The organism is Polycladospora coralii (genome assembly GCF_014773435.2).
Classification (GTDB): domain Bacteria; phylum Bacillota; class Bacilli; order Thermoactinomycetales; family Thermoactinomycetaceae; genus Polycladospora; species Polycladospora coralii.
In genome coordinates, this window is record NZ_JACXAG020000002.1 from 60,186 (window position 1) to 85,502 (window position 25,317).

General features: G+C 39.6%; 28 protein-coding genes. 19 read left to right on the plus strand and 9 right to left on the minus strand.

Going from position 1 to position 25,317, the window contains the following annotated elements:
* Positions 1-7 precede the first annotated feature (7 nt).
* Positions 8-574 (plus strand): glycerol-3-phosphate acyltransferase, encoded by a 567-nt coding sequence (locus tag IC619_RS04400; RefSeq protein WP_191139291.1) that lies wholly within the window; start codon positions 8-10, stop codon positions 572-574.
* A 9-nt stretch (positions 575-583) separates the two neighbouring features.
* Here the strand turns inward: IC619_RS04400 and IC619_RS04405 are convergent, their stop codons facing one another.
* Positions 584-1,378, minus strand: a complete 795-nt coding sequence (locus IC619_RS04405) for a DUF2797 domain-containing protein (RefSeq protein ID WP_191139290.1) — start codon at positions 1,376-1,378, stop codon at positions 584-586.
* Positions 1,379-1,498: 120 nt separating this feature from the next.
* Positions 1,499-2,347 (minus strand): alpha/beta hydrolase family protein, encoded by an 849-nt coding sequence (locus tag IC619_RS04410; protein WP_191139289.1) that lies wholly within the window; start codon positions 2,345-2,347, stop codon positions 1,499-1,501.
* A gap of 259 nt (positions 2,348-2,606) precedes the next feature.
* Here IC619_RS04410 and IC619_RS04415 point away from each other — a divergent pair, with 259 nt between their 5' ends.
* The 7 genes from IC619_RS04415 to IC619_RS04445 all read left to right on the plus strand — a co-directional run bounded on the left by IC619_RS04415 (position 2,607) and on the right by IC619_RS04445 (position 8,442).
* Positions 2,607-3,566 carry an ABC transporter substrate-binding protein gene (locus tag IC619_RS04415; RefSeq protein WP_191139288.1) on the plus strand — a complete coding sequence of 320 codons (960 nt, stop codon included), beginning with the start codon at positions 2,607-2,609 and terminating at the stop codon, positions 3,564-3,566.
* A 35-nt stretch (positions 3,567-3,601) separates the two neighbouring features.
* Entirely contained in the window at positions 3,602-4,600 is a 999-nt protein-coding gene (locus IC619_RS04420; protein WP_249669719.1) for a FecCD family ABC transporter permease, read from the plus strand.
* 19 nt (positions 4,601-4,619) lie between these two features.
* On the plus strand, positions 4,620-5,402 hold the full coding sequence (locus IC619_RS04425) for an ABC transporter ATP-binding protein (RefSeq protein ID WP_191139286.1): 783 nt from the start codon (positions 4,620-4,622) through the stop codon (positions 5,400-5,402).
* Positions 5,403-5,407: 5 nt separating this feature from the next.
* Complete coding sequence (locus IC619_RS04430) at positions 5,408-5,950, plus strand: cob(I)yrinic acid a,c-diamide adenosyltransferase (RefSeq protein ID WP_191139285.1); 543 nt, start codon at positions 5,408-5,410, stop codon at positions 5,948-5,950.
* 17 nt (positions 5,951-5,967) lie between these two features.
* The gene (locus tag IC619_RS04435) at positions 5,968-6,348 is read left to right on the plus strand and encodes an arsenate reductase family protein (protein ID WP_191139284.1); all 381 of its coding nucleotides are present in this window, start codon (positions 5,968-5,970) and stop codon (positions 6,346-6,348) included.
* A 195-nt stretch (positions 6,349-6,543) separates the two neighbouring features.
* A complete protein-coding gene (locus IC619_RS04440; RefSeq protein ID WP_191139283.1) occupies positions 6,544-6,714 on the plus strand; it encodes a hypothetical protein in 171 nt (56 codons plus the stop codon).
* A gap of 243 nt (positions 6,715-6,957) precedes the next feature.
* Positions 6,958-8,442 carry a glycine betaine uptake BCCT transporter gene (locus IC619_RS04445; RefSeq protein WP_191139282.1) on the plus strand — a complete coding sequence of 495 codons (1,485 nt, stop codon included), beginning with the start codon at positions 6,958-6,960 and terminating at the stop codon, positions 8,440-8,442.
* An 89-nt stretch (positions 8,443-8,531) separates the two neighbouring features.
* Here the strand turns inward: IC619_RS04445 and IC619_RS04450 are convergent, their stop codons facing one another.
* Entirely contained in the window at positions 8,532-9,293 is a 762-nt protein-coding gene (locus tag IC619_RS04450; protein WP_191139281.1) for an AIM24 family protein, read from the minus strand.
* A gap of 10 nt (positions 9,294-9,303) precedes the next feature.
* A complete protein-coding gene (locus IC619_RS04455; protein WP_191139280.1) occupies positions 9,304-10,899 on the minus strand; it encodes a bifunctional metallophosphatase/5'-nucleotidase in 1,596 nt (531 codons plus the stop codon).
* Between the two features lie 410 nt (positions 10,900-11,309).
* Between IC619_RS04455 and IC619_RS04460 the strand changes: the two genes are divergently transcribed.
* The 4 genes from IC619_RS04460 (at position 11,310) to IC619_RS04475 (ending at position 13,496) form a co-directional block, all read left to right on the plus strand.
* Positions 11,310-11,849, plus strand: a complete 540-nt coding sequence (locus tag IC619_RS04460; RefSeq protein WP_191139279.1) for a peroxiredoxin — start codon at positions 11,310-11,312, stop codon at positions 11,847-11,849.
* A gap of 67 nt (positions 11,850-11,916) precedes the next feature.
* Entirely contained in the window at positions 11,917-12,363 is a 447-nt protein-coding gene (locus tag IC619_RS04465; protein WP_191139278.1) for a TlpA family protein disulfide reductase, read from the plus strand.
* Positions 12,364-12,379: 16 nt separating this feature from the next.
* Complete coding sequence (gene gcvH, locus IC619_RS04470) at positions 12,380-12,763, plus strand: glycine cleavage system protein GcvH (protein ID WP_191139277.1); 384 nt, start codon at positions 12,380-12,382, stop codon at positions 12,761-12,763.
* Positions 12,764-13,067: 304 nt separating this feature from the next.
* Positions 13,068-13,496: a hypothetical protein gene (locus IC619_RS04475; protein WP_191139276.1), complete on the plus strand. Its 429-nt coding sequence runs from the start codon at positions 13,068-13,070 to the stop codon at positions 13,494-13,496.
* Positions 13,497-13,541: 45 nt separating this feature from the next.
* Here IC619_RS04475 and IC619_RS04480 read toward each other — a convergent pair whose 3' ends face one another.
* Together IC619_RS04480 and udk are read right to left on the minus strand one after the other, a co-directional pair.
* A complete protein-coding gene (locus tag IC619_RS04480) occupies positions 13,542-14,303 on the minus strand; it encodes a DUF3050 domain-containing protein (protein WP_191139275.1) in 762 nt (253 codons plus the stop codon).
* A 79-nt stretch (positions 14,304-14,382) separates the two neighbouring features.
* Positions 14,383-15,012 (minus strand): uridine kinase, encoded by a 630-nt coding sequence (udk, locus tag IC619_RS04485; protein ID WP_191139274.1) that lies wholly within the window; start codon positions 15,010-15,012, stop codon positions 14,383-14,385.
* 171 nt (positions 15,013-15,183) lie between these two features.
* Here udk and IC619_RS04490 point away from each other — a divergent pair, with 171 nt between their 5' ends.
* Positions 15,184-15,648 carry a PTS sugar transporter subunit IIA gene (locus tag IC619_RS04490; RefSeq protein ID WP_191139273.1) on the plus strand — a complete coding sequence of 155 codons (465 nt, stop codon included), beginning with the start codon at positions 15,184-15,186 and terminating at the stop codon, positions 15,646-15,648.
* A 31-nt stretch (positions 15,649-15,679) separates the two neighbouring features.
* Here IC619_RS04490 and pckA read toward each other — a convergent pair whose 3' ends face one another.
* Positions 15,680-17,251 carry a phosphoenolpyruvate carboxykinase (ATP) gene (pckA, locus tag IC619_RS04495; RefSeq protein ID WP_249669755.1) on the minus strand — a complete coding sequence of 524 codons (1,572 nt, stop codon included), beginning with the start codon at positions 17,249-17,251 and terminating at the stop codon, positions 15,680-15,682.
* Between the two features lie 220 nt (positions 17,252-17,471).
* On the opposite strand from pckA, the gene IC619_RS04500 reads away from it, so the two are divergent.
* Together IC619_RS04500 and IC619_RS04505 are read left to right on the plus strand one after the other, a co-directional pair.
* Positions 17,472-17,873 (plus strand): S1 RNA-binding domain-containing protein, encoded by a 402-nt coding sequence (locus IC619_RS04500; RefSeq protein WP_191139272.1) that lies wholly within the window; start codon positions 17,472-17,474, stop codon positions 17,871-17,873.
* A 174-nt stretch (positions 17,874-18,047) separates the two neighbouring features.
* Positions 18,048-18,818 (plus strand): SDR family NAD(P)-dependent oxidoreductase, encoded by a 771-nt coding sequence (locus IC619_RS04505; RefSeq protein ID WP_191139271.1) that lies wholly within the window; start codon positions 18,048-18,050, stop codon positions 18,816-18,818.
* Positions 18,819-18,826: 8 nt separating this feature from the next.
* Here IC619_RS04505 and mnmM read toward each other — a convergent pair whose 3' ends face one another.
* Together mnmM and mnmL are read right to left on the minus strand one after the other, a co-directional pair.
* A complete protein-coding gene (gene mnmM, locus IC619_RS04510) occupies positions 18,827-19,408 on the minus strand; it encodes a tRNA 5-(aminomethyl)-2-thiouridylate-methyltransferase MnmM (protein WP_191139270.1) in 582 nt (193 codons plus the stop codon).
* A gap of 60 nt (positions 19,409-19,468) precedes the next feature.
* On the minus strand, positions 19,469-20,431 hold the full coding sequence (gene mnmL / locus IC619_RS04515) for a tRNA modification radical SAM protein MnmL/YtqA (protein WP_224749459.1): 963 nt from the start codon (positions 20,429-20,431) through the stop codon (positions 19,469-19,471).
* A gap of 289 nt (positions 20,432-20,720) precedes the next feature.
* Between mnmL and IC619_RS04520 the strand changes: the two genes are divergently transcribed.
* From IC619_RS04520 to IC619_RS04535, 4 genes are all read left to right on the plus strand, one after another.
* Positions 20,721-21,608 carry a DUF6612 family protein gene (locus IC619_RS04520; protein ID WP_191139268.1) on the plus strand — a complete coding sequence of 296 codons (888 nt, stop codon included), beginning with the start codon at positions 20,721-20,723 and terminating at the stop codon, positions 21,606-21,608.
* A 313-nt stretch (positions 21,609-21,921) separates the two neighbouring features.
* A complete protein-coding gene (pdhA, locus tag IC619_RS04525) occupies positions 21,922-23,028 on the plus strand; it encodes a pyruvate dehydrogenase (acetyl-transferring) E1 component subunit alpha (protein WP_191139267.1) in 1,107 nt (368 codons plus the stop codon).
* 1 nt (position 23,029) lies between these two features.
* Positions 23,030-24,010, plus strand: coding sequence for an alpha-ketoacid dehydrogenase subunit beta (locus IC619_RS04530; protein ID WP_191139266.1), 981 nt, complete (start codon positions 23,030-23,032; stop codon positions 24,008-24,010).
* Positions 24,011-24,030: 20 nt separating this feature from the next.
* Positions 24,031-25,317 (plus strand): dihydrolipoamide acetyltransferase family protein, encoded by a 1,287-nt coding sequence (locus IC619_RS04535; protein WP_191139265.1) that lies wholly within the window; start codon positions 24,031-24,033, stop codon positions 25,315-25,317.

Sequence of the window (25,317 nt, forward strand, 5' to 3'; positions counted from 1 at the left end):
GTTTTCTTTGTTAAATTTTTTTGCTATCATCATCGCTTATTTAATCGGAGCGATTCCACTTCATTGGTGGGCGTTATCACAGCATCGAAATCCATTCGGGGTGATTCAGGTGGAATCGCTCCATAAAGAGGAAAGTTTTTTACTGGTATTAATTGATTTTGTGAAAGGGATGGTAGCCGCTCTATTGGGGTTGCTATTGGGCAGTTGGTTAACGGCTAGCTTATGTGCAGTTGGAGTGGTCTTAGGGAGCATGTACCCCATATTTGAGCAGTTTCGGGGTCGTCCAGGGCTTCCTACAGCAGGTGGAGCATTATTTATATTAAGTCCGATCTTAATTGGAATTGGGATTTGTATTTATATGCTTAGCTTATTTTCCACGCGGTATTTGTTTTTATCTACCCTACTTACCACAATCTCCATTATTATTTTGGGGATCGGGTTAGCTACAAATCTTTATGTGTGGTTTCTGATTATTACAATAAGTATATTGGTTTTATATAAGGAACGTGACCAATTTAGTAGGTGGAGGCGCAGATGGGATATGCCTATTCGCTTTCGTAATCCTTTTAAATAGCGGTTAGGATCAGTCTGATCCTAACCGCATATGAACACGATAACCACTATGTTTACGCATATTAAATACGCCTTTATCAAAAATAAGATATTGCCCTTTGATTCCAATTAAAGTTCCCGTAATTTCAGGCTGTTTATCTAGACTGAGGGATGTGATTTTAGGCGGTGGATTAAAATGAGGGAAGTTAAAGGTATAGAGATGAGGGTGATCTATGATAAAAGAACGATAGGAATTTGGAATATGTTGGATTATTTCCGCTCTTTTAGCGACTAAATCAATCTGATCATCATATTCATTTTTTAACATTTTACGCCAATTTGTTTTATCCTTTATAATTTGGGCGAGTTTTGATTCAATCACACCAGAATCCAGGCGTGTTGGAACTTCCATTATTGGAATTGCGCGAACCGCGCCTTGGTCAATCCATCTTTTTATCCTATTTTCTTTACGCGTAATGCCTACTTTCATATCACTACTTAATGATAAATAAACAATATGTGCCTGCATACATGTGGAATCGCCAAAAGCGGTATCACGACAAGTCCCATGATGATAGTGGCATTGCTCGGGCTTAACCATGCATAAATCGTTTTGTGGCAATGATTTAAAACAGGGGTAGCAAGAACCGCTATTATACGTTTTAGGAATCAGGCGATTACAGTGTATACAACGAATTTCATTCTGAAAAGTAAGGGTAATGGGTTGCTGGATATAGTCATTTAAATAGATAGATCGGTTAAGAAAATAACGAATGGGATTATCTATTTCATAAGTCATAGCTGTTAAATAGTCAGAATAAATCATGAATAATTGTCTCCTTTGACGGACTTTCATTTTATTGTACCTGAAGTTATGTATCGTATGGAGATGAAAAATGTGACTACTCATTGAGCATGTCACATTTTGTGGAATGATTCGATTCTTTTACGATGATGAGGTTAAATGAGATTGGAAAAAGTTAATGGTCTCATGAATCGCTTCTGCTAAAGGTTTTGTGATCTCTTTAAAAGGATGTGTGGCACCAAAGGTGTGACCCGTTTCCTCGATCCAGTGTAAGATGGAAGATGGACATTTTTGATGGAGTTGAGATACACCTTCGCGAAGCTGGAGTACATCTTGATCTGCCTGAATAAACTGTAATGGACAAGGGAACTGATGGATGCGCGCTAAAATTGAAAATGCATCTTGATTCTTCTCAATATCTTCAATGATCTCTTTTTTCATGGGCATTTTTTGATTGGTTCGGGCATTTTCAATATAGGCCTCTCCGTTACGATTAAGCTCTTCTATTAGCGCATTACTAAAAAACTTCGCTTGACTAATGCTATTCCAAACCGTTACCGCTTGAATCATTGTGGGATGATTTAAAGTATAGATTAAACTATTCCCTCCTCCACGACTATGCCCCATTAGACCGATTGCATTTAAATTCATATGACTTGTAAAAGGAAGTTCGCTATTTTTGAGGGCTTGTAACACGCGGTGCAGATCTTCTTGTTCACTAGAAAAGGTCAGCATGCTAAATTTGTCTAGTTCTGTAAAGTGTTCTAAATCAGCACCTACACCATTCATAGAAAAATTAAAAGTGATTACAGCGAAGCCAGCTAACTTTAGTTGATCGGCTAAGGAAGGAAAGAAGCCCCAATCTTTAAATCCTTTGAAACCATGACACAAAACGAGGACAGGCACATGTTCGGCTTCTGTGGGAATGTGTACGTCTCCACGAATGGTTCGATCCTGACCGGAATATTTGATTTCAAATGCTTTTTTCATGCGAATACACTCCTTCTAGTGTAAATTGAAACGCTTTCATCCTTACTATATAATGAATGAGTATACGATGAATAGATCGAAATATTTTGTTTAGATCAATATGATATCAATTGATCTTTAGGATGGGTTCAGACCTCCACTTCTATAAGTGGAGCTTTAATCAGGTGGAGTAGCGTCTCCACCTGATTCCCCGATGTTTCAGACTTGGCTGAAACGGGTTTACTAGCTATTTGTAGGAATGAAGGAGAGAGAATACAACATGTACAATTTACAGCAGAAACGTATTTTTGCACTAATGATGACATTCGTTCTTATGCTAAGTTTGGTAGTAGGATGTACAGCTCAAGAGGGCGAATCAGTACAGACTAAAACCCCACAGAAACCACGCTCCATTCAGTACCCTATCCATCTTACGGATCAGGCGAATCATAAAATTACGATTGAGTCGGAGCCGAAACGAATTGTTTCTCTCATTCCAAGTACGACAGAGATTGCTTTTGCACTCGACTTGAAAAATGAAGTGGTAGGGGTTACGGCAAACGATGACTACCCTGAAGCGGTAAAGGATTTACCTAAAGTAGGAGACTTCACTATTAATACGGAGCAGGTCGTAGCGCTTAAGCCAGATTTAGTTTTAGCCAGTAATTTAAACAGCAAGGAGACCATCGATCAACTGGGGAATTTAGGTCTTAAAGTGATTGTAACAGATGCAAAAAGTATAAAGGATGTTTATCAATCGATTAATGTGATTGCACAAGCAACCAATCGCAAAAAAGAAGCTGACGAATTAGTTAAGCAAATGGAAGATAAAAAGCGTGAGATTTTTACAAAGGTGCATCAGATTGCTCCACAAGAAAAGGATCGTAAACAAGTATGGATAGAGATTGATCCGACTCTGTATACTGCTGGTGGTGGGACGTTGCTCAATGAACTACTAACCATTGCTGGAGGGGAAAATGTGGCAGAGCAGGAGCAAGGGTGGCCCCAAATTAGTGCAGAACAAGTGGTGAAATGGAATCCAGATGTCATATTTTCTACATATGGATCAGATAAAGAAATATATAGCCGTAAAGGTTGGAATGCGATTACTGCGGTTAAAAATAAACAGGTTCACGTGATTGATCCAAACTTGGTCAATCGCCCTGGCCCGCGTTTGGTGGAGGGATTAGAGAGGATGGCCCAAGCACTCTATCCTGAACATTTCCAAGCAACTCAGTAATTATGAAAAGAACTTATTTAGTTGGAGGGGGATTATTGATCGTTCTCCTCTTTTCCATTTCATTTACGGTATCATCAGGCTCTGCTGATGTTGCCTTTCATACCGTATGGCAGGTAATCGGATTTGAAATATGGGGAGACGTTCGGACGGGTATCGAAGTGGACGAAGCGATAAGCGCAATTATTTGGCAGATTCGACTACCGCGTGTTTTGTTAGCAGCTTTAGTAGGTGCTAGTTTAGCTTTGGCAGGTGTGATTTATCAAGGATTGCTCAAAAACCCATTAGCAGATCCCTTTGTACTAGGTGTTTCATCTGGTGCCGCACTTGGGGCCGCGATGGCCATTTGGATCGGTTGGGGAATCAACTGGCTGGGGCAATGGCATGTGCCAACCTATGCTTTTGTCGGTGCTTGCTTGGCGTTGTTGATGGTATTGAAATTAGGGCAAGGCCCTTATATTAAATCGGAAAGCTTCATCTTGGCTGGAGTGGTGATACAAGCTTTTTTAGGCGCTGTTTTAACGTTTGTATTATCGGTTACACCTGAAAATTTGTTTCGTCGCATTCAGTTTTGGTTAATGGGGAGTTTATCTTTTAGAAACTGGGAACATTTATTTGTGCTCTCAATTGTATTATGTATTGGCTTTATTGTGGCTTTGATCTATAGTCGCGAGTTAAATTTATTCTTACTCGGAACTCGTTCAGCGGCCCATTTAGGGGTGTCCGTAAATACGATCTACTGGGGATTGCTATTATTAGCTTCCGTTATAACAGGAGCTGCTGTCGCGGTATCTGGAACAATTGGCTTTGTAGGGCTTGCGATCCCACACATGATCCGCTTGGTCACAGGAGCAGATCATCGTAAGCTAATCCCACTCGCAACGCTTTCAGGTGCTATTTTTCTGGTGTGGTGTGATTATATCGCACGTACCGTACTCAGTCCGATTGAGATACCATTGGGGGTTATAACCGCTTTCTTTGGAGCCCCATTTTTTGCTTTTCTTTTAAAAAAACGTCAAGATCGTTTATCAGCATAAATAAGGAGAGGTATTTCATTTGTTGGTAGCGAAAGGTTTACAAAAATCTTATGACCATTTACCTGTTATCAAAAATGTCAACTTAAGTATAGATGTTGGCAAAAGCATAGCCATTATTGGTCCGAATGGCAGTGGAAAAAGCACCTTGCTGAAACTGCTTATTGGTGAAGAACGACTCGATCGTGGAATGATTTCATTTTTAGGAGAACCCTTAACTCGCTTTTCTCATAAAGAACGAGCCAAATATATCGGTGTTTTACCACAAACAGGACTGCCTGAAATCTTGTTTACTGTTTCTGAGATTGTCGAAATGGGTAGATATCCATTACAGGGGAATAAGCTGTGGTTGTCAGCTGACGATAAAAATAGGGTAGCAGATATGATGGATGAATTGGAGCTAACGGCTTTTACGCATCGATTTTTAACCGAAATGAGTGGCGGTGAAAGGCAAAGAGTTGCCTTGGCAAAAACGATGGTTCAAGAACCGAAGTTAATTGTACTCGATGAACCCACTACCTATTTAGATTTGCAGTACCAGCTTAGTATTTTAGATAAGTTACACCAGTGGAAAAACCAGCGAAATACCACCTTACTAATGGTTTTACATGATATCAATTTAGCCGCGCTATATTGTGATGAAATCATCATGTTGAAAAAGGGCGAAATTTATCAGCAGGGTTCACCTAATGATGTGATCCAAACGGACCATATTAAGGCTGTATATGGAATTGAGCCCCTAATCATTGCACATCCAACCAAAGGAGTACCACAAATTTTTTTAAACGGGTATGCAGGAGGGTGAGTTATGTGAAAATATATACACGAACTGGCGATGAGGGAAAGACGGCTTTGGTAGGCGGGAGAGTTAGTAAAGATGATATTCGTGTTGAGGCATACGGAACAATAGATGAGTTGAATGCTTTCGTAGGTAATGCGATTTGTAAAATGGCTATGGATAAGCATAATGATCTTAGACAACATTTAACTGAAATCCAACATGAACTATTTGATGCAGGCGCCGATTTGGCCCAAGTGAGCAAAAAAAGAACTTATCAAGTCACTGCAGATAAGGTAACACGATTAGAAAATTGGATCGATCAATATGATACAGAATGTGCACCTTTGCAACGTTTTATACTGCCAGGGGGAACCGCTTTAGCGGCTGCTCTTCATATTTGCCGTGTTGTGGCACGAAGAGCAGAGAGAAGAACGGTTACACTAACTGAGGCAGGAGATACAAATGTGGAAGTGAGACGCTATTTAAATCGTCTATCTGATTTCTTCTTTATCGCTGCTCGCGTGGTAAATGTGAGAGCACGAGTACAAGATATTGAGTATGATCGATCCTAAATTAGAGGAGTGGTGGTATGAACGTTACGATGTATCTTTATCCGAAATGCGGCACGTGTCGTAAAGCGAAAAAATATATGACAGAGCATGGCGTTGAATTGAACGAAATTCACATTGCAGAAAATCCTCCGTCTAAAGAAACCTTGGAGGATCTGATTGAAAAAAGTGGGCTACCAATTAAAAAATTCTTTAATACGAGTGGAAAAAAATATCGTGAACTTGGTTTATCGCAAAAATTAAAGGATATGAGTCAAAATGAGCAAGTTGAACTGTTAGCATCGGATGGCATGTTGATCAAACGTCCAATCGTTACCGATGGGAAATGGGTAACAGTTGGATTTAAGGAAGAAGAGTTTGCTGACGTGTGGATTAAGCAAACGGCTCATAATGATAGATGAATCCGGTAAACCTACCCATAAGAATGATTATGGGAAGGGAACGAATGATTGATGAGAATAAAAATATGTTTAACCTGGCTTTGTCTATTATTAAGCTTCTGTGTTTGGAGTGTTCCAGCGTATGCTGAGCAGCAGGACCCACCATATGAAGATCGAATGTATTCACCTGAGGATTTCAAACGAAGTGAAATAAATTTGCGTAAACAAAGGATAAATAAACATCCTGATGTGAATCCAACTCAAGTTGCCTTACGTGAGCAGCAACAGCGCGCCATCCGAAATAAAGGTTGGATGTACGGATTTCTACTTCTGGCAGGTGTTATTGTATTTTTTGGTATTCGCTATATGGTGGCAAACAGAAAATAGAGCAGAGAAGCTAAGATGCTCTGCTCTATCCTATGAAAACGAATTATTTTAATAATTCAAAGTGAGGGGGTAACCATATCCAGGTAAGAATAGGAGGAATTGCATGTTTTCCGCACCAAGCGGGTACGATATGAGAAGTGAGTGCTTATTATGTCAATTTAGCTAATTATAACTTCATTATCGGGTGTGTTACAATAAATACGTTTAATTATACCTTATATTATAATCGGAAAGGATGTAATGATGTCTAAAAAGTTTACAAGTGTGTTTATAATATCAGTAGCCATAACTATGATCTTTGTGTTGTGGGGCGTCATTTCGCCAACTGGCCTAAATGATATGACTTCAAACGTGCAAAATGAGCTAAAAGATAAATTTGGGTGGCTGTTTTTACTAGGGGCTTCCATCTTTCTATTTTTCTGTATCTATTTGATTTTTAGTAAGTATGGTCAGATTAAACTGGGTAAAGATGATGAGAAGCCAGAGTATCATCTATTTACTTGGTTTGCCATGTTGTTTAGTGCTGGAATGGGAATTGGCTTAGTTTTTTGGGGAGTTGCGGAACCGCTTTATCATTATTTTTCACCTCCGGAAGCTACACCGGAAACAACACAAGCAGCTCGGGAAGCGATGCGGTATACCTTTTTTCACTGGGGATTACATCCATGGGCGATTTATACTGTACTCGGATTAGCACTTGCGTATTTTAAATTTCGAAAAGGAGCGCCTGGCCTGATTAGCGCTGTGTTTTATCCTGTGCTTGGAGATAGAGTAAAAGGCCCAATCGGCGTATTCATTGATATTATTGCTGTATTTGCTACAGTTTTTGGTGTTGCTACTTCGCTAGGGTTTGGCGCATCGCAAATCAATGGCGGGCTCTCCTATTTATGGGGGATTAACAATTCATTTGGAGTTCAAAGTGGGATTATTATCGCAATCACGCTCCTCTTTATGCTATCCGCTACAACAGGTTTAAATAAAGGCATTAAAATGTTAAGCAATCTAAATATGTGGTTTGCACTTCTATTGCTCGCATTTGTCATCATAGTGGGCCCAACTAAGTTTATTATGAATACTTTTACCTCTTCTCTAGGTACATATATACAAAATCTACCTGTCATGAGTCTTGATTTAGGGGCATTTAATTTAGCGAAACGGGATTGGGCGCAAAGTTGGACGATCTTCTATTGGGCTTGGTGGATTGCATGGGCTCCTTTTGTAGGTATGTTTATTGCGAGAGTGTCCAAAGGAAGAACAGTACGAGAGTTTGTACTCGGTGTTTTGTTTGTTCCTACGCTTTTTGGTGCCTTGTGGTTTTCCGCTTTCGGTGGTTCAGGTCTCTTTTTGCAAATGAGTCAAGGAGTAGACTTATATGGGATTATGTCACAAAACGGTACAGAATCAGCACTTTTTGCGATGTTAGATCAGTTTCCATTCAGTATCATTACCATGCTCCTCTCATTGGTTTTAATTAGTACCTTTTTCATCACTTCAGCTGACTCAGCTACATTTGTACTGGGTATGCAAACGACAAATGGATCGCTAAATCCATCAACAGGAGTTAAGTTAACATGGGGCTTCATCATTGCTGCATCTGCCATTGTATTACTCCTTTCAGGTGGATTACAGGGATTACAAACGGCTTCTATTATTGCCGCTTTCCCCTTCTTATTTATCTTGTTGGGCATAGTCATTTCTTTAATGAAGTCGTTTCGTGAAGAGTTGTGATGAAGTGAACTGGTTTCAGCCTTGGCTAAACCGATCCCTAAAGATTAAAAGCAAGCGCCTGCGCATGATGCTCGCAGGCGCTTGCTTTTTTAGGGTTGAAGATTTCGATTCGCGCGTTCGTATAGAAACTGAGTAGGAGCTAGCCAAACTGTACCTGTACCCGTGAAGGTTTGTAGGAGACCTTCGCCGCTAGTAACGGAACCGATAATGGATTTGCTCGACTTTTCTACCGTAAATTGAATATTACCAGAACGTAGCAATGCAAAGTTACCGTCTACTTGGAGTCGCTCATTATCAAGCTCTAGCTTTACAATTTCTTGATAAGGTACTGGTGATTTCAAAATACAGATCCCTGTCCCACTTAACTTGGTTTGGAATAAACCTTCTCCACCTTTGACGGCTGAAGAGATGTTCTTTTGTGTTGCAAGACCAACATGAATAGCAGAATCACAGCAGTAAAACATACCTTTATCCACAATAACTTCCTCATTGTTTAATTCATAAGGAATAAAATGGTGAAAGCTCGGTTCTAAATAAATTTCACCTTGCCCCGTGTAAACGGGTTTAAAGAGGGATTCATTTGTCAGCATAGATGTCGTTAATTTATTAATGAGCCCCTTGGTTCCTCCCATTGAGTTATCCATGCTGATTTGACCTTTGAGAAAGTGTAGCGAGCCAGCTTCGATCATGACGGCTCCATTGTTTAGTTTGATTCGTACTTGTTTTAAGCGCATCCCGCTATTTTGTGAATAGTAAAAGTCCCCAAGTTCGAGTGGCTTGTATTGTAGTACCTCAAATGTACTATAAATACTGGGAACGGTTTCAATGATGTCAAATGGCTGTTTTTCCATGTTGACCTCCTTATGTTTGAGGAATGTATTTCTGAATACGACCTTCAATATCAGCAGTAAACGGCTGTGGTTGTTGCTTAATATAAGATATGATGGCATCTAGATCTACAGGCCCTATTTCTTTATTTTTCGCCTCCTTAAAAACGGTAAAGTTATCACCTCCACCAGCAAGGAAAGCATTTGCAGTTACGGTATACGTTTCTGTATCATTTATAGTCGTGCCATCAGTTTTCTTCAAGGATAGGATTCGATCCTCTGACGGGGACTCATCCCATGTGTAAGAAAAGCCTGAGATTTGTAGCATATGAATACGATTGGGATCGGCCCATTGCTGGTTTAATAGCTGACGAATTTGCTTCCCTGTTAACTCCATTTTTACAAGATCATTTCCAAAAGGTTGTACGGTGTATAAATCACCCCATGTCACTGCACCTTTATTAATATCCGCACGAATACCCCCAGGATTCATAAATGCAAAATCAGTTCCCATCTGTACACGTTGCGAGTCTGCGATCAAGTTGCCAAGCGCTGATTCACCAGCCTCATTGCCGATCTTGGTAATATCTTGTGCAGCTTGTCCAATTTCTTGATTAATAATGGGTTCCACTCGTTTTTTTGCACGATCTACAATTTTTTGAACGCGCTTATGTGGTTGTTTTCCTTCATGGAAGGTGGTAACGATCTCACTCTTTTTCTGAATAATATCTTTTGTCTTCCGATCTAATACGAGATCTACATCAGCAAAAGCAGTTCCATAGCTATAGCTTTGAACGACTAATTTGTTACCAATTTTACCATTTAAAACAGAATGGGAGTGTCCGGCGAAAACGACATCTACTTCATCATCCATCTTCTCTACAATCTCTTTAATCGGCCCTGTAATTTGATCGTCAGTTTGTTTTCCACCTTCATGAGCGAGTACGATAATCGCTTCTACACCTTTCTTTTTCAGACGCTTTACTTCACGATTGACAGCATCAGCTTCATCTGTGAACGTTACACTCTTAACATGTTCGGGTATCACAACACTTGGTGTTGTTTGCGTGACAATCCCGATAAATCCAACTTTAATGCCATCTACCTTCTTAATGGTAGATGGTGGCAAGATGTGCTTACCTGTCTGATTATCTACGACATTAGCGCATATGTAAGGAAATTTGGCGCCTTTATAGTAACCTGTTTTTTCATGGTAACCACCATAAATGAGCCTTTTCATTTCAGCTACACCTTCATCAAATTCGTGGTTTCCAATACCACCTACATCAACCCCGATTTGATTAAAGAAGTCGACCGTAGGTTCATCTTGTAGTAGTGAGGAGGTAGGGGAACTTGCACCCACCATGTCTCCAGCGGTTACAATGAGGGAATTACGAACTGCTTTTTCTCTTTCTTTAATATAACGGGCTAAAATGGGTGCGGTTCCCACAGGTTGATCATTTACTTTACGAACGGTGTCTAATTGCCCATGGAAATCATTTAAACCTATTAATTGAAGGTCAACATAGCGGTTATCTTGCTTGCCATATGGTGTTGCAGCGATGAATAAAGGGGATACGAAAATCGTGATGAATGCAAGGGTCATGATAGGAAAAGATCGTTTGAACATAATAAGTCTCCTTTAATCATAAACTTGGACTCCATATCTAAGAGGATAGCGCTTAATCTACGAAGGCCCTTCATTATATTACCAGTAATTTTCACATTACTAAATATCCTTTTATAAAATGAAGCCCACTTTTTGAAAGTAAGATCACTTACCTTACATATCTTTTAAACGAGAAGGGAAATCCTATAAATAGAGTAGATTTGCGTAGCTCGTGTATTGACAAAGTTTTTCATATTATAATGACTATAAGATAGTATTGACTTTAATTTTAGTGACATGATATCTTAGAGTTATGTCAAGATGTGAAACGAATTTTGCTATCTCTGAACAAGGGATATGAAAATTCTTGACATGTGTACCTGCATAACTGCTTTTGAAAAATACATAACAATAAGAGGGGGAATCACCTTATGACACAACGTCTTGTAGGACTTCCAGCTCCAGATTTTTCAATGGAGAGCACTAAAAACCTAGAAACATTAGAAGAGAAAGTATCACTTAAAGATTATGAAGGAAAATGGTTAATCCTTTTCTTCTATCCATTAGACTTTACATTTGTATGTCCAACGGAAATTACGGCACTCTCTGATCGCTTCGAAGAGTTTGCAGACCTTGATACAGAGATCATTGGAGTAAGCACAGATAGCAAGTTCTCACACCGTGCTTGGATCAACACGCCACGTGATGAAAATGGTCTCGGAGAGATTAAATTTCCATTAGGTGCAGATACGACACATCAAGTAAGCCGTGATTACGGTGTATTAATTGAAGATGAAGGTGTCGCGTTACGCGGTTTGTATATTATCGATCCAGAAGGTATCGTACGTTACCAAGTGGTTACAGATAATAATATTGGACGAAGCGTTGATGAAACCCTTCGTGTATTGCAAGCACTTCAAACTGGCGGCTTGTGCCCATCTGACTGGAAGCCAGGTCAAAAAACACTTTAATTTTAAAAGCTACAAAGGGCCTAACGCTATTCGTTAGGCCCTTTGTCACTACGAGGAGGGGACAATTATGGCGCTCAGATTGCGAACTGATATGCCCAAAATTGAAAATGTGACAGAATGGGTAAATGGAAGTATTTCGAATGAAGATTTATCAGGTAAAATCGTTTTGGTCCATTTCTGGTCTATTAGTTGTGGGTTGTGCAAGGAAAGTTTACCAGATATTAACCAGATGCGGGAAGACCTCCCACATGTTTCTTTTGTTGGAATTCACATGCCTCGCTCTGAAAAGGATACAGATATTGATGCGGTTAAAGAAACCATTTCAAAATATAACTTGAAGCATCCACAAGGCATTGATAATATGCATAGTGTAGTTGATGCTTTTGAAAATCAGTTTGTTCCTGCTTTCTTCTTGTTTGATAAAGAAGGTAAACTAAGACATCGATCAGCGGGTGAAAAAGCATTATCTATGTTGAAAAAGCCATTAGAACGCGTTTTGGGAGAATCTGAATAAGCGGAGGTAGCAAACGATGAATTTACCAAATGAACTACGCTACAGTGAAGAACATGAATGGGTAAAATCCGAAGATGAAAATAAAGTCCGTATCGGAATTACGGATTTTGCCCAATCTGAGCTTGGAGATATTGTTTTTGTGGAATTGCCAGAAGTGGGCGATGAAATAAAAGTGGATGATCCATTTGGTAGCGTAGAGTCTGTAAAGACCGTATCAGAGCTATATGCACCAGTAAGCGGTAAAGTAGTTGCAATAAATAGTGAGTTAGAAGATTCACCAGAAAATGTAAATGATTCTCCTTATGAGGGTGGTTGGATGATCGTAGTTGAATTATCTGATGCCTCCGAAATGGAAAATCTGCTCGATGCCGAAGGCTATAAGCGTGTTATTTCCGAGTAATGATAGTCAACATACTCGCTTTCTGATAAGAAGGCGAGTATAGGGTTCTACGATGTGGAGTCATACGGCAATACGAAAGTGAATAATATGAACGAAGGAATCGTTCTAGTAAACGGCAGAAAAGTACATACATGAAAGTTCATAAAATAAAAGGAATGAAAATTTAAAAATTAAGAAAATATTGAATTTGTAATCTTTTCCATAGGGTTTATCCTACCGTTTTTTATGATACAATAGAGACATAACGTAAAACGTTATGAAGTGTTATAATATTTCGATCATCATTGGGAAGAGGAGGGGTTACATGAGTTATTGTTGTGGAGCATCGATGATTGGTTTTATTGGTTCATTACGAAAGCAGCAAGTATTGGTTCATCATGTACCTTTGCTTTACTGTCCGGTATGTCATGATGTAAGCGTGAATCCAAGTGTACGAGATGAATTTGAGCTAGTTGTGGAACATGCGAATCAGGATCGTGTAAAAGAAGTGACCCTTCGAGATGAGATCACTCCCGATATGATCAATGAATGGAGAACGGTCTGCGTCAGCTTTCAGGAAGACGATGATTTTCTGCCTATTCTATATGAACAAATCGATTCTGCTTTAGATCTGCTTCGGGTAGCTAAGATTATACAGGATAAGAAGTGGAGCGAAGAGCTTAAATTTCGTTTAAAAGTACTGACTGAACGATTGAAAACATCTGGTCGTTCCGAGAAAATGGTCGATAGATAAGGGGACAGCCAACACGCTTTTTCAGGTGTTGGCTGTTATTTGGCTTTAAAGGGCTTTCTCTTTAATTTCAGTAAGTACCCCATCCCATAGATGGATGCGTGCTGTAAGAGCGGTTTGTGCGATTTCCTCTGCATCACGATAAAACTGCGGTTTTTCTTCACATAATGAATGAAGCAGCTTTTGCGCCAAAGGCCCATGTTCATCCCCATCTAACTCAATATGGCGATTTAAATAATATTTTAGTCGAACAACGGAGGATTGTTTTTGTTCCATCTCATGAATTAAGATGGAAAACATATCGGGTATGAGATCCTCTCGTCCAAAAAAGAAAGCAGATGCGACTTCATGCGGCTTTCCATGTAGGGCAAGTTCAATATTCTGTTTGACAAAAGAAGCACATGATTGGGGAATAAGTGGATGATCTAAGGCTTTGATGGGGTCAATGCCCTCTTGGAGGCGCTTTAGATATTGAGTAATGGGTGTGGTATCAGCTCCTACTTCGGTCATGGCCTCGATATAGAGTTCGAAGTGACTGATATATCCTCCGTTTCCGTCCTCATCGGTTTCTTCTCCGATTACGATTTCATTAATGAAGCGGGCATAATTTGCGTGTGGAGCGGGTAGCCAAGGAATAGACATGCTGGTAAGCGAATTTTGTAGCTTTTTTAGTAAACTCATAAAATCCCATACTGCAAAAACATGATGCTTCATAAAAACGCGGATGCGTTCTGGTGTATCAAGGTGTTTATACATAGGATGTTGTAAAAGTTGACTACGTATCGATTCAATTTGATTCATTGCTATCATGGTTTAAACCTCCATCACAGAAATTACCCATACAAAAGCTAGGCTCTTTTTATCATAAAAAAACCAGCTCCAGCTGGTTTTATACGGTATCTAAGGAATGTAGGTGTGTGCGAATTTGATTGATGAGTAGATTAATCGCGACTACATTACGTCCACCTTCAGGCACAATTAAGTCAGCGTAACGTTTACTCGGTTCAACAAATTGTAAGTGCATAGGGCGTACCACTTTTAAATATTGTTCCATCACGGATTCAAATGTTCGGCCTCGTTCTTTAATATCTCTATCAATGCGACGTAATATGCGTACATCTGCATCTGTATCGACAAATACTTTAATATCCATTAAATCCCGTAATCTTTCATCGTCTAAAATGAGAATGCCTTCTAAGATGATGACGTTTTTAGGTTCTAAGGTGATGGTTTCTTCAGCGCGAGTATGCATTTTATAGTCATAGACAGGCTTTTCGACGCTTTCATATTTTAATAGACCATATAAGTGTTCAATGAGAAGGTCATTGTCAAATGCAAGTGGATGATCGTAGTTTGTTTTAATGCGTTCCTCTAGGGAAAGATGTGATTGGTTTTTATAATAGGAATCCTGTTCAATGTAAACAACAGATTCACTAAACTGCTCCACTAGTTTTCTTGTTACAGTTGTCTTACCAGATCCGGTTCCACCGGCAACTCCAATTACAGCAGGTCTTTGCATAAAAGATACCCTTTCTATTCTTCCGTTCTATATATCACCTTGCTGATCATACCAATAAACCTTTTTTTTTTCAAGAATAATGAATAAGAAGAACTTGTTTTTTGTGTGACATCAGTAGATGTGGGATATGCTAATGGTGAAGTCAAGTGATCTAGATGAGGAGGAATGACCATGTTGGAGAATTATGTACAACAAGATTTGCTTTTACTTGAAACACAGGCAGAGACCAGAGAAGAGATCATTGATCGTTTAGCTGAATTGATGGAGCAGAGAGCGTGTATGCAAGATACAGAGTCATTCTTAAATCGTGTATATGAAAAGCAGAAACAAGGTGTTTCATTGGTCGGAGATATAGCGGCAGTGGCATATGCTACTTCGGATACTGTACCAGAGACACGTATCGCTTTCGCGCATTTGACCAATCCGATTTACTGGGAAGGTAATGCTAATGTGTCTTATGTCTATCTAATTGCTTTTTCGCAAGATTTACGTGATGAACAAAAAGATTTAATACATCGTGCCTTGTCACAGCAATTGATGGATGAAGCATTTATCAAAGCGTTATATGAGGTTGAAGAGGTAGATGATTGGATGGCACTAACCACACAGCAGAAAAAACAAACAAGCGGTGTGTGAGAATAAACTCCGCTTGTTTACATATTAAGCATTATACTTTAGGACCAGCGTTTTTAATCGTATCACTCGCTTGTGTGAACTTAGCAAAATGCTGATGAAACAGACCTGCTAACTCTTTTGCTTTCATATCATAAGCTTCAGGGTCTTTCCAGGTGTTGCGCGGGTTTAATAACACACTTGGAACACCTTCGCATTGTGTTGGAATTTGTAAATTAAAAATGGGGTCTGCGATATAGCTTTCCTTTACTAAAGAGCCCTCAATAGCGGCAGAGACCATACGTCGTGTATATCTTAAATTCATCCGTTTTCCCGTTCCATACGGTCCACCTGTCCAACCTGTATTAACGAGATAAACTTGCACTTGGTGCTCTCTGATTTTCTCACCCAGCATTTCTGCATACACATGGGCCGGACGTGGTAAGAAAGGCGCGCCAAAACAAGTGGAGAATGTCGCTTCGGGCTCGGTTACGCCACGCTCAGTACCTGCTAACTTACTTGTATAGCCGGACAAAAAATGGTACATAGCTTGATCGGCATTTAATTTAGATATTGGTGGTAAAACACCAAAAGCATCAGCGGTTAGAAACAAGATGACATTGGGTGTTCCTGCAATTCCAGGAATTACGCTATTGGGGATATATTCAATAGGATATGCGGCACGTGTATTTTCAGTTCGTGTACCATCATGAAAGTCGGGCGTACGTGTATCGTCAAGAATGACGTTTTCTAATACAGTACCAAAGCGAATAGCTTGCCAAATTTGCGGCTCTTTCTCCTCGCTTAAGCCGATACATTTAGCATAACATCCACCTTCAAAGTTAAAAACGCCTTTTTTTGACCAACCATGCTCGTCGTCTCCGATTAGCGCACGTTCAGAGTCGGCAGATAAAGTTGTCTTACCGGTTCCTGATAGCCCGAAAAATAAGGCAACATCATCATTTTTACCTACATTAGCAGAACAGTGCATAGGTAACACACCTTGTTCAGGTAACAAATAGTTCATTACACTAAAAATCGATTTTTTCATTTCTCCTGCATAATGTGTTCCGGCAATAATCACTAATTTTTTAGTAAAGGATACTGCAATCAAAGTTTCCGAATTCGTATCATCTTCTTGCGGATTAACTTTAAAGTTTGGGACATTAATAACAGTAAAAGCAGTCTGGTGTTCCTGTAACTCTTGTTCAGATGGTCGAATAAACAATTGATGCGCAAACAAATTGTGCCATGCGTATTCTGTAATCACTTGGATCGGCAAGCGATGGTCAGGATCTGCTCCTGCAAAACCATTGAAGATATACAGTTCTTTTTCTAACAGATACTGCTGTAAACGTTTATAAATGCGTTCAAACTTCTCTGGTGCCATGGGTTGATTGACTGCACCCCAATCGATCTGATCAGAGACGGAAGAATCGTTTACTGTAAATTTATCTTTTGGAGAACGACCTGTAAAATGTCCTGTAGTCGCTCGGACTGCTCCATTTGCTGTCAGTATTGCTTCTTCACGTCCGACTGCGTGCTCGATCAGTTCCGCCGGAGTTAAGTTAACATGCGTTTTACCTTTAAGGTTAAACAAAGAAATATTTGTCATGGGTGTCATCATACTCATTCCTTACGTCCACCTTTTTCTATTCTTTGAAGGGGTTATGCGAAATGTGTTATATCAATTCAAGAAAAAGTATAACATATATAAGGAAATTTGCACCACATAAATTTCATTGCGTATGAGTATGATGTGAAAGAAGTACGGATATGGCCCATTGACTTTTCAATGAATAAATGGTACTTTTGAACAGAATGAAATCCACTTCGGGAGTGTTATAATGAGTGAGTTAAAGGAAGGGGCCGTCGTACAAGGTGAAGTGATTTCCACAAAACCTTTTGGTGCCTTTGTAAAATTAGAATCAGGTGAAACTGGTTTGGTTCACATCTCACAAATTTCTGCAAAGTATGTAGAAAAAGTTGAAGATGAGTTAGCAGTAGGTGCAACAATTAAAGCAAAAGTTTTATCCATCGATTCTTCAGGAAAAATTTCCTTATCGATAAAGGCGTTAAGTGATGATCGACCTGCACGTGAGAGCAAAGGCGGAGATCGCCGAGGTGGAGATCGTCGTGGTGGGCGTGGCAAAAGCCCTGGCGACTTTGAAGATATGATGAAAAAATGGATGAAAAGCAGTGAAGAACGCTTAAGCGCACTTGCAGCAAAACAGAAAAAAAATCGATAATTAGCTTGCTTACATGTATATGATTTCGGGCATCTTTCCTTTTAGGGAGGATGTTTTTGTTTGTTTTTTTTGTGATATTTGACTAGCTTCATTCCAATCGATCCAACCTTTTGGTTTAAATGTTTATTAGTACATGGAGATAAAGGGGATAATAAATCAAGAGGAGTGTTATTAATGCGTAAAACAGCTTTAATTACAGGTGCGACGACAGGGATTGGATATGAATTAGCAAAATTTTTTGCAATGAATGATAACGACTTAATCTTAGTTGCACGTGATCGGGGCAAGTTGAGCCAAATTGCAAGTGAATGGAGATTGGAGTATAAGGTTTGTGTTGACATAATCGCTGTAGACTTACGTGATTCGCAAGCTCCTCAAGTGATTATGGAAAAATGTGCAGATAAGGAAATTGATATTTTGGTTAATAATGCCGGAATGGGTGTATATGGCAATTTTACAACAAATAAATTAGAAGATGAACTTAGCCTAATACAAGTAAATATCTCGGCGCTCACGCATCTTACAAAAGAAATAAGCAAGCAAATGATTAAAAGAAGACAAGGGAAAATTTTAAATGTAGCGGCGGCCTCTGCTTTTATACCTAGAAGCGTAATGGCTGTGTATGATGCAAGTAAAGCTTATGTGGTCGCTTTCTCGGAAGCATTAGCTCATGAATTGAGTAAGGATCATATTACAGTAAGTGTGCTTTGTCCAGGACCTACACAAACGGAATTTGATCGGAAAGCCAATATTGGAAATCATTCACAAACGAAAATGACAGCAGAGGAAGTAGCTAAAATTGCTTATCGCGGTTTAGTTGAAAATAAAAGGATCATTATACCAGGAACGCAAAATCGCTTGCGTACGGGTACAGTAAGCATTTTACCACGAAAAGTAATTGCGAATATTTCACGTAAGATGCAAATATCATCCAAAAGAAAGTAAGCTAAGCTTTAACCTTTCTTCTGGATGATAACAAGTGAGGGAGCGTGTTTGCGATTCAGCATTTGATGCCATACAATATCAAACTGCTGTGGAGCAAGATGGGAAGCCCATGCGACCACTGCTTCCGTTTCTTCTTTGCCTCCAGGGTGTCCAGTATACAGCGCGACTGTTATGACACCACTAGGTGCTAGCCACTCAGTGCTCGCTTGCAATGCAGCTAAAGTAGATGTCGTCTTTGTGACCAGTTCTTTATTGCCACCAGGTAAATACCCCAAATTGAACATGATGGCTTCCACTTTTCCTTTATAGGATTGTGGAAGTTCTTTTTCTAAATATTGATGGCTAGCCTGAATCAACTTCACAGGATGTGAGGGTGCTTGGGAGCTTAGAAGAGCTAGCGTTGAATCAATTGCTAGGGATTGAATATCAAATCCAAAAACGATTCCTTCCGATCCCACTAATTGTGCTAGAAAAAGGGTATCGTGTCCATTCCCTACTGTCGCATCAATGGCAATACCCCCTTTGGATAAGGATTGCTTTACATAGGCATGAGCGGTTTTTAAAATCGCGTGTAAATGCAAAATAAACATCCTTTCCCAGTGGAATCACAACTTTCAAATGAAAAAACATCAAAATCAACCGGATTGATTTTAGCGTGTGGTCGCTTTTATGCCTTGCCACGAGTTGCGTTTTTTCATTTCATCATCAATCGCGTTTAATACTTCCCATTTTTTTGTACTCCACATCGGTCCAATTAATAAATCGGGCGGGCCATCTCCGGTGATGCGGTGAATAATCACATCTGGAGGAAGTTTTTCTAATGAATCTGCAATCAGACGTACATACTGATCTTTTTCTAAAAATTGCAGTAAACCATCTTCATATTGTTTTACCATGGGCGTGTTTTTTAGTAAATGCATCAAATGAATTTTAATTCCTTGGATATCCATTTTCGCGCATGCATCGACGGTCTCCATCATCATTTCCTCGGTTTCTCCTGGAAGCCCATGGATAATATGTGCGCAAGTACGAATACCATGTTTGCGAAGTTTTTCAACTCCCTCTAAGAAACAATCGAAATCGTGACCACGATTAATCAGATCTGAAGTCTCTTCATGGATCGTTTGTAATCCCAGTTCTACCCATAAATAGGTTCTTTGGTTTAATTCAGCTAAATATTCCACTACATCATCGGGTAGGCAATCAGGTCGCGTGGCAATATTTAAGCCAACTACGCCTTCTTGTTCTAAGATCACTTCATACATGTCCCGTAATTGTGCAACTGGCGCATAGGTATTACTAAATGCTTGAAAATAGCCTAAGTATTTTGCTTCGGGCCATTTGGTATGCATACGTAATTTCACATCATTAAATTGTTTTAGTAAATCATCTCTGCGGTTGCCTGCAAAATCACCAGAACCACGTGCACTACAAAAAGTACACCCGCCTATGGCTGATTTTCCATCACGGTTTGGACATGTAAAGCCACCATCTAAGGCCACCTTAAAAATTTTTTGACCAAAGATTTGGCGAAGATGATGATTCCATGTATGGTAACGCTTATCCCCCCATAATAGAGGTGTATCTTGTGCAGGTAAGTTTTGAAGCGTCAAAGCAATCATCCTTTTTGCTGAAGGTTTATCGTCATATGTTATAAGCGGGTAGCAGAACCTATTATACATGATTTTTTAGGATTATGTTAATGGCGTGTATCATAAGGGAAATCAGAGACGAAAAACGAGAGGGCTCTTGATGGTATTCAATTTATAAATGAATTCAAAATTGGCTAATATACAAAATGCACGACACATAGAAAAATCATGCGAATAAAAGATTATAAAATTCATAATTTCTGATAAAATAATCTAGAAGCCATTTTCATAAAGGAAAGCAGGAGATAGGATGCGTGATAAACACCGTTTGATTTATGCCGCAATTACCGTTTCATTATTCTTATTGTCGGGCTGCGGTCTGCTATCCAATAGCGATGGTAGTCATGCAGAAACAGTGAAGTCAGAGAAACCGGAAAACCCAAAGGAACTAGGTGTAATAACAGTAATTGATCGAGCGGTCAAACAGCAAGAAGAGAAAAAAGGTTTAGAACTCGAATTTAAAATGGACCAAAAGATGGATATGATGGTAGAAGGCCAAAAGCAAAACTTAGATATGAGTATGGATATGTGGATGCAAGGGAGCCAGAATAGTGAAGATTTACATATGAAAGGAAACGCCAAGATTAATGGAGGGCCGATTCCGCTAGATATGGAAATGGAAATTTATCAAGTAGACGGCATGGTGTATACCAAAATAGGAAAGATGGGTTGGATGAAGGAGAAAGAGGATCAAGAAGGTGAAAGTGTCCAGTCACCACAGTCTTCTGATATAATGACCACTTTAGCTAAAATGTTTAAGTCAATTGGTGGAGAAGCGATACCTAAAGGGATTATTATGACAAAGGAAAATGGACATTATCGGGTAGAAATAACAAAAGCGTTCTTTCTCAAAAATCAAGAAATGCAAAAAGAATTGCTGTCAATGGTGGAGTCGCGTATAGAGGATTTAAAGAAAGACGGCGTGCAAATTAAAGAGGACCAAATTCAGTTTAACGAATTTAATCAAGTTGTCTATATAGATGAAGATACCTTTGAATATGACCGTATGGAGTTGATTTCAAACTTTACGATTCCTACGGAAAAAGACGGGGATGTTAATCTTGAGCAAAAAATTGATGCTCAATTTAAAGGTGAATTTAAAGGAGAAATCGTTGTTCCTGAAGAAGCGAAAAAATAAGATTAAAAAGCTCCGTTTCCTTAAAGCGGAGCTTTTTGTATGTATACACGGGAAAGAAGTTCCACAAAAAAGGTTTTGTGGTCTAAATTTTGGGAAATCATTGGTAGAGTAATGAAATATACCCGTTAGGTAAAGGATAAGAGATGAAGGTGTATTGACAAAAAAGGACTAAACTGTAATATTAAATATAGAATAGTTGTTACATATAAATCATTGTTATTTATAGCTTTTTATCCATCTGTTATAATACAGATTTAAAAATAAATAGTACAGATAGGAAGAAAGATGCAATTCAAACAGGGGTGAATAATTGATGGCAAAAACCAAACAAAGAACGGAAGGTTATGGCAGTGCAGAAGTAAAATTGCATGAAATTGAAGCACTTACCATACTATCACCAGAGGGTACTGTTCAAAATGAGGCATTAATGCCTGAATTAACGGATGAACAACTGATCGAGTTGATGAAAAGGATGGTCTTTACAAGGGTATGGGATCAGCGGGCAACAGGGCTTGCGCGTCAGGGTCGTCTTGGGTTTTATGCGCCTGTAGCGGGACAGGAAGCGACGATGATCGGCAGTCAGTTTGCGCTAGAGAAAGAGGATTTCATCCTGCCGGGCTATCGAGATATTCCTCAGTTATATTGGCATGGCTATCCCATGTACCAGGCTTTTTTATGGTCACGTGGTCATCAACATGGAGGAGAAATACCAGAAGATGTAAATGTCATGCTTCCACAAATTATTATCGGCGCACAATATGTACAGACAAATGGCGTGGCAATGGCATTTAAGCGTCGCAATGAAAAGCGTGTAGCGATTACATATACAGGTGACGGTGGGAGTTCACAAGGAGATTTTTATGAAGCGTTAAACTTTGCTGGAGTTTATGATCTGCCTGCCATTTTTGTCGTTCAAAATAATGGGTACGCAATCTCCACACCACGCGAAATACAAACCAAAGCAAGCTCTATTGCACAGAAAGGAATTGCAGCAGGAATTCGTAGCATACAAGTAGATGGTATGGATGTATTGGCTGTTTATAAAGTAATTGCGGATGCGGCTGAACGCGGTCGTAATGGAGAAGGACCTACTTTGATTGAAGCGATAAACTATCGTTTAGGCCCACACTCTATGTCAGGAGATGATCCAACACGCTATCGTAGTAATGATGAACAAACGGAGCATGAACAGACAGAACCACTGGTACGCTTCCGTAAATTTCTAACTGAAAAAGAGTTATGGAATGATGAGTTGGAAGAGCAAATCATTGAAGAAGCCAAACAAGAAGTAGCAAATGCAGTCAAAAAAGCAGATAAATATAAAAAAATGAAGATGGAAGATCTAATTGATTCTATGTTTGAAACCACTCCTCCCCACTTAGAAGAACAAAAGAAGCGCTTTTTAAAGGAGGATCAGTAAGATGCCACAAATGACAATGGTGAAAGCGATTAATGATGCGCTACGTGTAGAGCTAAAACGAGATGAAAATGTATTGATATTTGGTGAAGATGTTGGGAAGAATGGCGGTGTATTTCGCGTTACAGAACATCTACAAGAAGAGTTTGGTAATGATCGGGTTATGGATACACCACTTGCGGAATCAGGAATTGGGGGATTGGCAGTAGGATTAGCTGTACAAGGCTTCCGGCCAGTGGCTGAGATGCAGTTTATCGGATTTATCTTTGAGGCATTAGACTCCATTGCTGTACAAGCACCGCGGATGCGCTATCGTTCAGGTGGCCGATATCAAGCTCCGATTACGTTTAGAGCACCATTTGGCGGTGGTGTGAAGCCACCAGAATTACATGGGGATAGCTTAGAAGGAATCCTTTGTCAGACACCAGGTATAAAAGTAGTGGTACCGTCCAATCCTTATGATGCGAAAGGACTTATGATTTCAGCGATCAGAGAAAATGATCCTGTTTTTGTATTGGAACATCTTAAATTATACTTCTCTCAAAAAGGTGAGGTACCTGAAGGTGAGTATACGGTTCCGATTGGCAAGGCGAATACAGTAAAAGAGGGATCAGATGTAACGATTCTTACATATGGAGCCATGGTTCATACGTCGCTTAAAGCGGCTGAAATAGCAGAAAAAGAACGTGGTACGAAGGTTGAAGTGATCGATTTGCGTACCATTAGCCCATTAGATACGGAAGCTATTGTAGCATCCGTTAATAAAACAGGCCGTGCGATTGTCGTACAAGAAGCTCAAAAGTCAGCTGGGATTGCGGCTGAAGTGATGGCTCAAATAAATGAGCACTGCATTTTAAAACTAGAAGCTCCCGTAGAGCGTGTCACAGGTCCAGATACGGTTTTAGGATTTCCACTTATTGAGGAAGAGTGGCTACCAAGTCCAGCCAAAATTGTAAAGGCAATCAATCGAACACTTGATTTCTAAACGTTGGGAGGATATGGAATATGGCATACGAATTTAAATTGCCCGATGTAGGAGAAGGAATTCACGAAGGTGAAATCGTAAAGCTACATGTAAAAGAAGGCGATACAATTAATGAATTTGATATCTTCGCTGAAATTCAAACAGACAAGGCAGTGGTAGAAATCCCCTCCCCTGTAACAGGTACTATAAAAGAGCTAAAAATACAGGAAGGAGAAATCGCAATTGTTCATTCTACGATTGCGATTATGGATGTTGAGGGTGAAGAAGTAGAAGAAACAGAAGAAGAAACAGAAGAAGAGACAGAAGAAGAGACAGAATCTAAAGAAGCAAAAAAAGAAGAGAAAAAAGAGAAGGCAGAAGATAAACAAACTTCTTCCGCTCCAAATCAAGCGCATTCTGCCACGCATATCTATGCGATGCCCTCGGTTCGTAAATTCGCACGTGAGCAAGGAATAGATTTAAGCCAAGTTAAAGGTTCAGGAAAAAATGGACGGATCTTAGCAGAAGATGTAAAAGGCTTTAAAAACGAAGAACCAGCAGGAAAAGAAGAAAAGCAACAAACGAAGACAGAAGTAAATACCAAATCGACAGCACCTATAGCTGGAGAAGAGGAGCGCGTGCCATTACGTGGTATACGCCGAGTAATTGCTAAACGAATGGTGGAAAGTAAGCACACATCTGCCCACGTCAATATATTAGATGAAATTGACGTTACAGAATTGATTGAGCTAAGATCTTGGGGCAAAACAATAGCCAAAGATCGTAATACCAAGCTAACTTATCTTCCATTCATTATGAAAGCGGCGATTGCGGCCTTACGCGAATTCCCTATGTTAAATGCTTCAATTGATGAAGAGCGGGAAGAGATCATTTTCAAACATTATTATCATATCGGGATGGCGGCTGCTACTGATCAAGGTCTTGTTGTGCCTGTCATTCACGATGCAGATCAGAAGTCAATCTTTGACTTGGCTGATGAGGTTACCGATCTAGGCCTTCGTGCACGTGATATGAAGTTAAGTCCAGATGAAATGAAAGGAAGTACGTTTACAATTTCTAATCTAGGTGGATATGGAACACAATTCTTTACCCCTGTCATTAACCAGCCAGAGGTCGCGATTCTAGGAGTTGGAACTATTCAAGAAAAGCCGGCTGTGCGTGAGGGAGAAATCGTGGTTAGATCCTTAATGTACCTTTCTTTGACGTTTGATCATCGTTTAATAGATGGTGATGTTGCTGCTCGCTTTTTAGGTAAACTGAAACAGCTATTAGAAAACCCAAAACTCTTGATGATGGAGATGAGATAA

Coding starts and splice junctions, on each gene's coding strand:
- IC619_RS04465 (WP_191139278.1), top strand. CDS start 11,917: ATGGCGCTCAGATTGCGAACTGATATGCCCAAAATTGAAAATGTGACA.
- IC619_RS04520 (WP_191139268.1), top strand. CDS start 20,721: ATGCGTGATAAACACCGTTTGATTTATGCCGCAATTACCGTTTCATTA.
- udk (WP_191139274.1), bottom strand. CDS start 15,012: ATGCAAAGACCTGCTGTAATTGGAGTTGCCGGTGGAACCGGATCTGGT.
- IC619_RS04505 (WP_191139271.1), top strand. CDS start 18,048: ATGCGTAAAACAGCTTTAATTACAGGTGCGACGACAGGGATTGGATAT.
- IC619_RS04490 (WP_191139273.1), top strand. CDS start 15,184: ATGTTGGAGAATTATGTACAACAAGATTTGCTTTTACTTGAAACACAG.
- IC619_RS04530 (WP_191139266.1), top strand. CDS start 23,030: ATGCCACAAATGACAATGGTGAAAGCGATTAATGATGCGCTACGTGTA.
- IC619_RS04435 (WP_191139284.1), top strand. CDS start 5,968: ATGAACGTTACGATGTATCTTTATCCGAAATGCGGCACGTGTCGTAAA.
- IC619_RS04405 (WP_191139290.1), bottom strand. CDS start 1,378: ATGATTTATTCTGACTATTTAACAGCTATGACTTATGAAATAGATAAT.
- IC619_RS04445 (WP_191139282.1), top strand. CDS start 6,958: ATGTCTAAAAAGTTTACAAGTGTGTTTATAATATCAGTAGCCATAACT.
- IC619_RS04410 (WP_191139289.1), bottom strand. CDS start 2,347: ATGAAAAAAGCATTTGAAATCAAATATTCCGGTCAGGATCGAACCATT.
- IC619_RS04460 (WP_191139279.1), top strand. CDS start 11,310: ATGACACAACGTCTTGTAGGACTTCCAGCTCCAGATTTTTCAATGGAG.
- IC619_RS04455 (WP_191139280.1), bottom strand. CDS start 10,899: ATGTTCAAACGATCTTTTCCTATCATGACCCTTGCATTCATCACGATT.
- gcvH (WP_191139277.1), top strand. CDS start 12,380: ATGAATTTACCAAATGAACTACGCTACAGTGAAGAACATGAATGGGTA.
- pckA (WP_249669755.1), bottom strand. CDS start 17,251: ATGATGACACCCATGACAAATATTTCTTTGTTTAACCTTAAAGGTAAA.
- IC619_RS04415 (WP_191139288.1), top strand. CDS start 2,607: ATGTACAATTTACAGCAGAAACGTATTTTTGCACTAATGATGACATTC.
- IC619_RS04475 (WP_191139276.1), top strand. CDS start 13,068: ATGAGTTATTGTTGTGGAGCATCGATGATTGGTTTTATTGGTTCATTA.
- IC619_RS04450 (WP_191139281.1), bottom strand. CDS start 9,293: ATGGAAAAACAGCCATTTGACATCATTGAAACCGTTCCCAGTATTTAT.
- mnmM (WP_191139270.1), bottom strand. CDS start 19,408: ATGTTTATTTTGCATTTACACGCGATTTTAAAAACCGCTCATGCCTAT.
- pdhA (WP_191139267.1), top strand. CDS start 21,922: ATGGCAAAAACCAAACAAAGAACGGAAGGTTATGGCAGTGCAGAAGTA.
- IC619_RS04535 (WP_191139265.1), top strand. CDS start 24,031: ATGGCATACGAATTTAAATTGCCCGATGTAGGAGAAGGAATTCACGAA.
- IC619_RS04480 (WP_191139275.1), bottom strand. CDS start 14,303: ATGATAGCAATGAATCAAATTGAATCGATACGTAGTCAACTTTTACAA.
- IC619_RS04500 (WP_191139272.1), top strand. CDS start 17,472: ATGAGTGAGTTAAAGGAAGGGGCCGTCGTACAAGGTGAAGTGATTTCC.